Below are 9,884 nucleotides of genomic sequence, written 5' to 3'. Positions count from 1 at the left end.
TGGGGAATGGGGAATGGGGAATGGGGAATGGGGAATGGGGAATGGGGAATGGGGAATGGGGAATGGGGAATGGGGAATGGGGAATGGGGAATGGGGAATGGGGAATGGGGAATGGGGAAAACGGGAGCAAGATGCTCCCACTATGGAAAACTGTCGAATCACCCGAAGCCTCCGAAGCCTCCGTTTCCCTCTTCAAACCGGTCGATATATGCGCGAAATGGTACGATCGGCTTCGATCGAAACCACTAAATCCACGAATTCCGGGTTTTGGGTGAGGGGATCGATATAGAGTTCGGGATGCAACGACTTCCAGAAATACTCGACGAATTCTCGAATTTCATCATCGCTCATTCCTGCTTTACCGCTGGCGATCGCATCGTGTTCTGCCTGCAAGCGCCATTTCTGGGAGAGGCGATAATCGCTGGGGTGAAGGATAATCAGGCGATCGAGGCGTTCCCACAGGGGTAAGTACTCCGCCAGTTGTTGGTTCATCTCCCGCGCGAAAGCAATATCGGCTTCGGTGACGATCGGTTCTGGGGGATGCTCGAACATCGCCGGATCGATGGGACGCACGCCGACAAACCAGCCTTCAAATAAGATGATATCTGCTCCCTCGACGATTTCCGGGGCAATGCGATCGCCTTCTCCATTCCATAGGGACTTCTCGAAACGGGGCACTTCAATGGTGGCAGCCGGTTGGGGGTTGCACAGGCAATCGAGGGTTTGCAAACCCAAATCCACATCGTGGGTTCCCGGCGGCCCCCGACGGATGAAGCGGGGGTCTCGTTCTCGCAGACGCTGGCGATCGGCATAGGTTTTGTACAGATCGTCGATGGAAATGCCGATCGTCCGATATCCCAATTGCGCCAGAATAATTTTCAGCATGGCGGCAAGGGTCGTTTTTCCCATTCCCTGTCCCCCCAAAACCCCCTGAACTAAAGGGCGATCGAGGGTTTTCCGCATCTGGGCAATGGAAATCGCTAGCGGCAGCCACAGCGTCCACAGGGTGGTTAACACCGCCCCATTCATCGGTAGGGGAAAGTTATCGAACTGTTCTCGCAACCCTTGGAGGACTTGCAGGCGATATTCGATCGCATCTTCTAGGTTCTCCGGTGGGATATCGAAAGCTGCGGCGCGATCGCTCGATTCCCAGACAACCAGTTGCGCGCGATCGGATTCGGAGAGCAGTTCCCCGGCAACCCAGCGTTCGAGGATAGAGGTTAGCGGTTGATGTTGTGGTGCCATGGCATTTTTGTTCGCGATGGGTGTAAGGTTTGAGGAATCGTTGTTTTCCTCATCTCACCAATGACTTAAGATTTTCAGCAAGCCTTACATGAATGGCCCAACGATCTCGGTCGCATTGGCTACCACTTTATAGCTTAGATTTTTATGGCTTAGGATCGAGAATTTAATCAGATCTCCGATTGCATGAGTCGGTTGATTCCCCGAGATCTCCCCTCGAGTGAGGGGTTGGGGGTGGGTTCATCCGCAAATTGCACGAGTGATTAAATCTTGATTCCTGAGATTATTGTCGAGGGATTCTTCATCTGAGAAAAAGATCGACTCAAACCCCGTATCTTCCTTGGAGCAACGAACGAGCACCACAACAGAGCTAGCAAAGCAGCGCAACCAAGCGGCGGCGGAAAGGACGTTGCTCGCTTGGATACGTAACAGTTTGATGTTGCTCGGACTCGGTTTGACGATCGACTACGTTAGCGTCGAACTTCTATCTGAGTTTATCGAGGTCGATCGGGTGAAGAGTTGGCAAGTTCCCCATGCGCTCAGTCTACTGACGATAGTACCCGGACTCGTTTTGCTAGTATTAGCCATTTGGCAGTATCGAATTTCGGTTCGCTCCGTGCGACGAGATTATGGCGTACTGCCAGATAGATGGATGGTTTGGGTGACCACCACAGCCGTCGTGCTTTTTGGCATTATCTGTGCGATCGTGGTGCTATTCAAAACAGTTTAAGTTCCATAGCGCTTCGTCATCAGTTTATTTACACTCTTGAAAAAATCGGTTTTTTCCATTCCCCGTTCCCCGTTCCCCATGACTGAAAATCTGTAATGAAAAGGGCGCGAACTGCTATATCTAGACAGAAGCTTTGATGAGGATGCCGAGAAAAGCCATCAACCCAAATACGAACAGGGCATTGGCAACAATCAAGCTAATGGAACGTTTGGGAATATAGGTATAGTCTTCGTGTTGAATGTGCTTGAGTTCCTGGTGGTGTTGCATCGCGGCTGCCAGCATCGCCCAGGTTCCGAGTGCAATGAAAAATAACCCCAAAATTCGCGACAGTCGAATGGGGTCATCAATACCCGCCATATTATTCAACACTGCGACGATGCGATCGAGACCAAATCCAAAACTAATCAGCGAAAGGCTTGTCCGAATCCATGCCATCAGCGTCCGTTCTGCTGCCGCTTGATTCCGCTTCTTGGCCAGTTCGGTCTTCAGATCTGGGGGAGGGCGATCGGGTTGAGGAGGTTGCATGGCAAAAATCTGTAATTCGATCTCCCTCAAGAGTGAATTTATCCTACTGAGGCATCTTCCAACGTTTTCGTTTTGTCAGTCAACCCGCCCAGCCATCTAAGAACCCAGCTTAAAGGCTTCCACATATAAACTGTACATCAAGCCAATTTTGAGAGAATTTAAGGTTTCGATGGGAACGGCTCTTCCGAAGCGACCGTTGCGCGAGTATACCAGCCAACTGAGGGCTTCCGTCATCAGAACTAAAATGGCGGCGAGGGTGATATCCAATCGCGCCAGTTGTCCGGCTACCGTCGAAACCGCCGTTCCCAGGAAGAAGCCAAATAGAAACCCCAAGATGACCAGCGATAGCCGTCGCCAGGGGTTGCGCAGAAGTTTGCCGATCCGCCTGAATAACGTACTAATGAGGGTGCTGAAGCGAGTATTTTGCATGGGGAAACGAGGAAAGCGGGCGATGTTTCAATTATTTTAGAGCGAATTTTCGAGGGATTTCACGGCGAGCGTTTGTAAAGACACAGGAGCCAGATCGAAAGCTTTACCAAGCCGTGCCACAGGACGCTTTTGGTAATATTTTTAACAGACCGGTTGGAAAAATTGCAATTTCAAAATTCAACCTAAAGCTTATTGTTTTTTCACTATCATTAGAGAAATTATTATGGAAACAACCCTAGATTTTTACAAGCAGTGTGTAAAAGCATTACTTAGACAATACGAAGAATTTCAAGATAAAGAATCGAAAATTGAGCTAATATTTGATGACGATCGAATGCGCTACCTCGCCCTCTGGGTGGGATGGAACGGATATCGACGAGTGCATCAATGTGCGGTACATATCGATATTATCGACGATCGAATTGCCATTCAGTGCAACGATACAGAAGATGAAATCGTCCCGGAATTAGTCGAGATGGGAATTCCCCAGGAAATCATCGATTTAAATTTCATTCATCCTCTACATAAGACTTACAACCCACCAGAAACCCGAGAAGCGATCGCCTGAAATCCATCATCGGTGAAAACGCTATACTCAATCTACTGCTTCTCCTGCCATCATCCGCCATGTCTCCCGTCGAAAACCCCGTCCGCACTGCCGAAACCCCCCAAACCTTCCCAGAAGATGTTATCTTTCCCCCAGGCGAAATCGATAGCAACGAACCCCCTTTGGAAACGGAAACCCACCTGCGACAAATCCTCTTGTTTCTCTCCTGCCTCGACTGGCTGTGGCGAGACAGAAGCGATTACTATGCCGCCGGAAATTTAACGATTTACTACAGTCCCTACCAACGCAAATCTGAAGACTTTCGCGGACCGGATTTCTTCGTCGTGTTGGGAACTCAAAAGAAGCTGCGCCGCAGTTGGGTGGTGTGGGAAGAAGAGGGAAAATATCCTAACGTTATCGTCGAAGTGCTATCGAGAAAAACGGCAAATACCGATCGAACTACGAAGAAAGAAATCTATCAAGATACCTTCCGCACGCCGGATTACTTCATATTCGACCCCGAAAAATTAGAGTTGGTCGGATATCATTTAGTCGACGGAAAGTACGAAGTTATCGAATCGAATTCAGACGGATATTTGTGGAGTCAACAGCTCGGATTGTATCTGGGAGTTCGCGGTAACTTCGTGCGTTTCTTCACCCCAGAAAGACTACTCGTCCCCACCCCAGAAGAAGCCGCTACAGCCGAACGCCAGCAAACCGAGCAAGTGCAACAACAGTTAAAAGCCGAACGTCAGCAAAATGAACGCCTCGCTGCCAAATTGCGAGAACTCAACATCGACCCCGATACTCTTTAAAATAACGATCGCGTCGGATGTATGAGATGGCGATCGCCTGTACTTTCAAATCGTAAGTATTCAGCCACACCAGCTAATCGTCGAACCCACCCCCTACCCCTCCCAAGAGGGGAGCAGAAGATGAACATTTTCAAGATTTAATTTCCCTATTTTCAAGGCGATCGTTCCCCTCTCGGGAGGGGTTAGGGGTGGGTTCGAACTCAAATATATTAAACCTGAATAGTTACTTAAAATCGATTCAAAAATATCTCGCTGGAGTATCAAATAGATCGATCTAAATCAAGAATCACCTCAACCAATCCCGCCACCACTCTGGCGAGTTTCTCGAAATCCACTTTATCGGGAGTATCCTCGATCGTGTGATAATACCGGTAGCGAAACGGAGCAGTATCCGTCACCATTAAGGCTGGGTAACCTTGCTGCCAAAACGACCAATGGTCAGACCAACCGACGCCGGGAAGCAAACTGGGAAATGCGCCACCTTCGGAAGGGAATTGGGTGTGGCGGCGGAAAGAGGCGATCGAATCTCGAACTAAATCGCCGGAATTAATATTTCCGACAAAGGTGATAAAATTGCCTCGATCGGGAAAAAAGAATCCCAACGGAAATGGATATTTCTGGCTCTTTCTTTCATCCAAAAAATAGCCCATGGTTTCCATACTCAGCATCGCCACGATATTCTCATTTTGCTGGCGAGAGCGAGTGGCATACACCAAACTTCCCATCTCCGCTTCCCAGAAAAATGGTGGTTCTTCATTCGCAAATGCCACAAATCGGATCGTGCGATCGGTATTTTGAGATGCAAAAAGTCTTGCTAATTCTAAGGTTGCTGCCGTTCCCGTGGCATTATCGTTTGCCCCCGGACAGTCCATCACCGAATCGTAATGACCGCCAATAACAATAATTTCATCGGTTTTTTGTGTTCCTCGTTTTTCAGCTTCGATATTGTAATACGCTCGGTTTTGTACCTCGTATTTTTGCCGCTTGACTTCGTATCCCATTTGAGCGAACGATCGCTCGATCCAATCTGCGGATTTATTGAGGCGATCGTATTCTAAAAAGTTGCGAATGCCGATATTGGTTGCCAGTTCGGTAACATCTCGTTCGAGGAGGTTCGCCAGTTCGATCTCCGCTGGTTTTAAAGGGGGCAGTTCGCCGCTATAACTGCGTCCGGGCATCCAAAAAATGGTAAACCAACCCCAAATTAAGGCGATCGATAATAATGCCCTGAGAATCCTCAATCGGGCGATCGCTCCTCGGGTGGCTAGCTGAAACTTCGATCGCTTCTTTCTCGAACGTTTTTCCATCAAAATTGCGGTTATTCAACAACTCAAGCATCGGATAAATTCACCCAAAAAAATAGAATTTTAGAGGTAAACCCGTGCCATCCGATGACCGTACCCTATTATTCCCGCCTCAATCGGAAAATCGATCGAGAAGGCTCAATCTCTGAAATATGGAGCAATTTGGGCGCATACTTTTGATGAAACTCAAATTCACTCCCTAAGACGGAATCTCCACAGAACGCAAAAACTCCGCACTTTCTTCAGGCAACGCCGTATTGATGTACATCCCGCTACCCAATTCAAACCCCGCACTGAGGCTAATTCGGGGAACCAGAGCTAAATACCAATGAAAGTAATCCGTACGCCGTTCGTCCGTGGGAATCGATCGAATGACGTAGTTGTAGTCTGGGTTATTCAATCCCCAGTAGAGTTTCTCCAGTACCGTTTTCAGGGTTAGTGCCAAATCCAGCAATTCTTCGTCGGTAATGGTATCAAAAGACGAGGAATGCCGTCGCGGAAAAATCCAAATGTGAAACGGGGAAAGAGCCGCATAGGGAATAAAAGCCACAAAATGTTCGCTGGTAAAAATAATGCGATCGCCTGCCGCTAGCTCGTCAGCCAATGTTCGGCAGAAAATGCACTCCCCCATATCATCAAAATAGCGGATGGTTTCTTGGGTGCGAACGCGCAGTTCGTAGGGAACGATCGGTGCGGCTGCCAGCTGGGAATGAGGGTGTTCTAGGGACGTTCCCGCCCCCGTACCGTGATTCTTGAAAATGATGATGGTGGCAACGCGGGAATCCATTCGGATTTGCGAATACCGCTGGCGATATACCCTCAGAATATTCGCCACATCTTCAACGGGTAGGACTGCGGTGGTTAAGTCGTGGCGGGGATGCTCGATAATCACCTCGTGAAATCCAACCCCCGAAATCGAGCGAAAGATACCCTCGATTCGTCGAACTCGATCGCCCACGGGTTTCAATGCCGGGTATTTATTATCCACCGCCCGAACCCGCCAACCTCGATCGTCACTCAGACGGTAAATTTCCGGTCCCGTGAGATGTTCGTTTCCCAGACAAAACGGACAATCGGCTTTGTAAGTTGGCAACTTCGGGGGAAGATCGGCTTGAGCTTTACTAAATTCGTGGGGTCTTTTCGCCCGTTCGGTGGCAATAATGACCCAGTCTCGGGTAATTAGATTTTGTCTGAGTTCAGTCATTTTTACTGAGCGGTTTATGTCCCGCATTTGTAAATTTTAAAAACTATCCCAGCCAGATCGAGAAGCTATGGACTACGATTCCCAACCCAATGAATATTCTTCGTACGATATCTTTGACTACTTATTTAATTTAACCGATCGAGAGTCTAAGGAAACGTGAGTTCGGGATAAGCTGAAACTTTGATTCTGCCGTTACTGATTTTCAGTATTTGTAGGTCTCAAACCTGCATTCTCTCGTTAAGAAAGTTAAAAATAGACTCTTAACCCGAACTGACGTTAAGGAAAGGTCTACATTTATCTCGGCGATTGATGGAGATTTAGAAATTTTGGGTCAATGTCTGTAGCCAAAGTGAAAATTTTATCGATCGAAAAAAAATAGAAGAGAGTCAGGACTATTGCCCAACTCCCTTCTATTAATTCAAATCAAAATGAATCGAATTGAACAGAACGTATCACTTCACGAGTTCTTCCCCGCGACGATACAATTCCCGCGCGTAATCCGTCCAAGTTCCCTGTCCCCAATAGCGGAAACAACTCGTTTCCACCAACATCACGTAAAGCAGGGCTTCTTGATACTCGCGACTCTTCGTCACCGACGGATCTTCTTGCACCCGCCGAGTAAACTTTTCGTGGAACTTCGCACTGAGTTGATTCATCGGTTCGAGAACATTTTCGTATCCCTTCACCCAACTCAGATCGTCCGTCCAAGACGCACCATCCATATGGAATTGATGGTCGGTTTCTTGAAGTTCTTTAATCGCTTTTTCTACCGCTTCGGTGGTGGCGTTATTCGGGTCGACTTTCTGCCAGATTTTATGTTGTCCGATCGCCTGACAAACGGGATAATCTTCCGGCTTTACGCCAGCAGCATCGAGCAGTTCGAGATATTCCGTACCGTGAATGCCGACGACGCTGCCATTGTCCCGAATTTCGGGCCAAACGGGCATGAAACCGCCGGGGAATTCATTCATCATCACCCCACCATTTTCACCATCGGCAATCTGGGTGACGCAGGCGGGAATTTCCATATTTCCCACCTTCTGTTTGCCCCGACTTTTCGCCTCGTAATAGGGCTGCATTTGCGCCACCAATTTGGTGTCGGAACCTTGGGTTTTAATCAGTGCGGTAATGCTCACGGTTTCTCCGCGAGAATTGCGCGCCACTAACAGATTGGGAACGTATTTGTCATCGTGCCACAATCCCGATCCGTCGGGGCGTTCCACGGAATGTTCCTGAACCATCAGCCAGCGATACCCGCATTCTTTGAGGGCTTTGACGTATTCGTACAGGGTATCGGGGTGGTTGGGCAGGTGCATTTCCGGTGGCGAGAATCCCTTCACCCGCTTGAGGGCATCCACCCCAAACACGGAAGCAAAGTAATGCTGCCACGCTTGGATTTGCAGTTTGAGATCGGGAATCGGGGTGGAGGGGGCAACGGCGTGAGACCACATGGTGCCCAGCCACTCGACGTAGGGCTGATACTGGGCATCGCAGGTGATGCGCTTCAGGTTATCGATGACATCGTGGCGGCCCATTTGCTGCAAACCCCACAGCAGATTGCCGGAATAATCGAGCATAATCCGGGGGCTGCAACCTTGAGAGACGAGTTCGGGGATAAATTCTCCCATGCGGGCATAACACCAGGCAAAGACGGAGGCGTTGTGGTTGTCGCCATCTCCCTGGTTTTCAAACATATGCTGGAGATTGCAAATTAAGTCGCCATTGGGACCTGCGGGGATGGTCGGTTGGTGCATATGCAAAGCACAGGCAAACCCCGATTGCATTTTGTCCAGACTCAAATCGGTGGTGGGCAAAAAGACCGGCTCGTCATGATTGACGATGTCCGAAATTTCTGCTTCCCAACCGCAAATATTGGGCAATCCCAGGCGTTCCGGTTCCAAAGCAAATCGATCGGACGGTGGTGCAGTTGCTATCATATTTTCCTTTCCGGGTTGAAATTTCGCGGATGCGATCGGACTGCAATCGATCGCGAATTTACTAGTCCAAATGATAGATCCAACTTCGCGAGAGTCGGCTTAAGACTTTATGTAAGATTAAGGTTTGCCGACTCCCGTCCCGTTTTAAGATGGAGCCATGGGAACCCGATCGACCGATTGAGTTTTTCGATCGAGGCTTAAATTCTCATCCCGGCGATGGGCTTCCCAATGACCGCGATCGAGGGCTTGGATCAGCCACTGTCCTTGCATAAAGTTGCCATCGTCGGAAACGATCCCCAAATAGCGGACGGTATGGCGAAGACCCCCCAGATAGCGCTTGCTAAACCGAACGTTGCGCCCGGTGGCCTCCCCCACCAACGAAGCTTCCCCCAACGAGCCATCATCTAAAATATTACCGCTGAGGGTATTTCGACCTTGGAGCAGAGTCATTTCAAATCGGGTGGGAACCCCCCGCTGCCAGTAGGTTCCCAGCCACATTCCACTTAAGTTAATCATTTCAATTCACACCCAATGTTTGCTTTGTGAAGTTTGGCGAATCGTTTGGCGGTCGGATTTCGGCAGTCAGGTTATCGGGTATCCCAGGCTGCGAAGCGCGATCGCCGGTTCCCAACTTCTATATGATTGTAGCGATCGCCATGGTACAAAAGAACAAGTCTCGACTCGACGAGGTTTTTTTCGATCGAGAGAGCAACATTTATCGGGCGTACGACTCCACTCACTCATTCAATCCGCGGCGGTTCTCACCCCTGAATCGCTGACAGCTAAAGATTTATAGCGCAACGCGGACTGGTTTATTTACACGATCGCTGGGGGTCGAGAGGATAGTTACCTCCTCCTGATTGAGGGGGCCAATCATTTTTCGATCGCCCACCCCTTCGATCCCACTGTCGGGAGACCGTTTCTAGACGATTTGGCAACCCAATCGGAGGAAGCGATCCGAGATTGCATCGCCGAAGCCATTGGCTTGTTCGTCGAGACTCATGTTTGCGATCGACCGAAGGCAAAAACAGCGCTCGAAGTACTTATGGGAACGAATAACAGCTCGATCGCATCTTTCCAGCGTAAGTAAAGTAACGTCAGTTTCGAGTCAGACAGTTCCCGGTGAGTGTGGGGTGTCGGGTAACCGAGTG

Annotated in this window: 13 protein-coding genes; 6 read left to right on the top strand and 7 right to left on the bottom strand. The window is 49.2% G+C overall.

The genetic code is table 11. The features are described 5' to 3' along the window. On the top strand, positions 1–249 hold a 249-nt coding region (locus tag AC2215_RS00195), incomplete at its 5' end, for a hypothetical protein (RefSeq protein WP_486807925.1). Here the strand turns inward: AC2215_RS00195 and AC2215_RS00190 are convergent. After that, entirely contained in the window at positions 193–1,245 is a 1,053-nt protein-coding gene (locus AC2215_RS00190; RefSeq protein WP_486807924.1) for a glycerate kinase, read from the bottom strand. The two genes, AC2215_RS00195 and AC2215_RS00190, sit on opposite strands and share 57 nt — an antisense overlap. A gap of 337 nt (positions 1,246–1,582) precedes the next feature. On the opposite strand from AC2215_RS00190, the gene AC2215_RS00185 reads away from it, so the two are divergent. Next, entirely contained in the window at positions 1,583–1,972 is a 390-nt protein-coding gene (locus tag AC2215_RS00185) for a YidH family protein (protein ID WP_486807923.1), read from the top strand. Positions 1,973–2,092: 120 nt separating this feature from the next. Here AC2215_RS00185 and AC2215_RS00180 read toward each other — a convergent pair whose 3' ends face one another. Together AC2215_RS00180 and AC2215_RS00175 are read right to left on the bottom strand one after the other, a co-directional pair. After that, the gene (locus AC2215_RS00180; RefSeq protein WP_486807922.1) at positions 2,093–2,497 is read right to left on the bottom strand and encodes a YidH family protein; all 405 of its coding nucleotides are present in this window, start codon (positions 2,495–2,497) and stop codon (positions 2,093–2,095) included. Positions 2,498–2,593: 96 nt separating this feature from the next. Then, positions 2,594–2,926, bottom strand: coding sequence for a DUF565 domain-containing protein (locus tag AC2215_RS00175; protein ID WP_486807921.1), 333 nt, complete (start codon positions 2,924–2,926; stop codon positions 2,594–2,596). 56 nt (positions 2,927–2,982) lie between these two features. On the opposite strand from AC2215_RS00175, the gene AC2215_RS00170 reads away from it, so the two are divergent. Genes AC2215_RS00170 through AC2215_RS00160 form a run of 3 tightly spaced genes read left to right on the top strand, consistent with a single transcriptional unit; the run spans position 2,983 to position 4,288 of the window. Next, positions 2,983–3,165, top strand: a complete 183-nt coding sequence (locus AC2215_RS00170; RefSeq protein WP_486807926.1) for an element excision factor XisH family protein — start codon at positions 2,983–2,985, stop codon at positions 3,163–3,165. After that, on the top strand, positions 3,150–3,494 hold the full coding sequence (locus tag AC2215_RS00165; RefSeq protein ID WP_486807920.1) for an element excision factor XisI family protein: 345 nt from the start codon (positions 3,150–3,152) through the stop codon (positions 3,492–3,494). Before AC2215_RS00170 ends, AC2215_RS00165 begins: the two co-directional genes overlap by 16 nt. Positions 3,495–3,553: 59 nt before the next feature. Further along, positions 3,554–4,288, top strand: coding sequence for a Uma2 family endonuclease (locus tag AC2215_RS00160; RefSeq protein ID WP_486807919.1), 735 nt, complete (start codon positions 3,554–3,556; stop codon positions 4,286–4,288). Between the two features lie 260 nt (positions 4,289–4,548). Here AC2215_RS00160 and AC2215_RS00155 read toward each other — a convergent pair whose 3' ends face one another. The 4 genes from AC2215_RS00155 to AC2215_RS00140 all read right to left on the bottom strand — a co-directional run bounded on the left by AC2215_RS00155 (position 4,549) and on the right by AC2215_RS00140 (position 9,249). Beyond that, on the bottom strand, positions 4,549–5,595 hold the full coding sequence (locus AC2215_RS00155; RefSeq protein ID WP_486807918.1) for a M28 family peptidase: 1,047 nt from the start codon (positions 5,593–5,595) through the stop codon (positions 4,549–4,551). A gap of 196 nt (positions 5,596–5,791) precedes the next feature. Beyond that, complete coding sequence (galT, locus tag AC2215_RS00150; RefSeq protein ID WP_486807917.1) at positions 5,792–6,796, bottom strand: galactose-1-phosphate uridylyltransferase; 1,005 nt, start codon at positions 6,794–6,796, stop codon at positions 5,792–5,794. A gap of 452 nt (positions 6,797–7,248) precedes the next feature. Beyond that, entirely contained in the window at positions 7,249–8,733 is a 1,485-nt protein-coding gene (locus AC2215_RS00145; protein WP_486807916.1) for a glycosyl hydrolase family 57, read from the bottom strand. Between the two features lie 144 nt (positions 8,734–8,877). Next, entirely contained in the window at positions 8,878–9,249 is a 372-nt protein-coding gene (locus AC2215_RS00140; protein ID WP_486807915.1) for a hypothetical protein, read from the bottom strand. A 415-nt stretch (positions 9,250–9,664) separates the two neighbouring features. On the opposite strand from AC2215_RS00140, the gene AC2215_RS00135 reads away from it, so the two are divergent. Next, positions 9,665–9,823, top strand: a complete 159-nt coding sequence (locus AC2215_RS00135) for a hypothetical protein (RefSeq protein ID WP_486807914.1) — start codon at positions 9,665–9,667, stop codon at positions 9,821–9,823. Positions 9,824–9,884: the final 61 nt, after the last annotated feature.

This window comes from Zarconia sp., from assembly GCF_057467645.1.
The sequence above is the reverse complement of the archived record's forward strand: the minus strand, read 5'-3'. Positions and strand labels throughout refer to the sequence as shown.

Bases quoted from the DNA above. Each gene is read 5' to 3' on its own strand.
- AC2215_RS00190 (WP_486807924.1), bottom strand. From the start codon at position 1,245: ATGGCACCACAACATCAACCGCTAACCTCTATCCTCGAACGCTGGGTT.
- AC2215_RS00180 (WP_486807922.1), bottom strand. From the start codon at position 2,497: ATGCAACCTCCTCAACCCGATCGCCCTCCCCCAGATCTGAAGACCGAA.
- AC2215_RS00175 (WP_486807921.1), bottom strand. From the start codon at position 2,926: ATGCAAAATACTCGCTTCAGCACCCTCATTAGTACGTTATTCAGGCGG.
- AC2215_RS00165 (WP_486807920.1), top strand. From the start codon at position 3,150: ATGGAAACAACCCTAGATTTTTACAAGCAGTGTGTAAAAGCATTACTT.
- AC2215_RS00160 (WP_486807919.1), top strand. From the start codon at position 3,554: ATGTCTCCCGTCGAAAACCCCGTCCGCACTGCCGAAACCCCCCAAACC.
- AC2215_RS00155 (WP_486807918.1), bottom strand. From the start codon at position 5,595: ATGGAAAAACGTTCGAGAAAGAAGCGATCGAAGTTTCAGCTAGCCACC.
- galT (WP_486807917.1), bottom strand. From the start codon at position 6,796: ATGACTGAACTCAGACAAAATCTAATTACCCGAGACTGGGTCATTATT.
- AC2215_RS00145 (WP_486807916.1), bottom strand. From the start codon at position 8,733: ATGATAGCAACTGCACCACCGTCCGATCGATTTGCTTTGGAACCGGAA.
- AC2215_RS00140 (WP_486807915.1), bottom strand. From the start codon at position 9,249: ATGATTAACTTAAGTGGAATGTGGCTGGGAACCTACTGGCAGCGGGGG.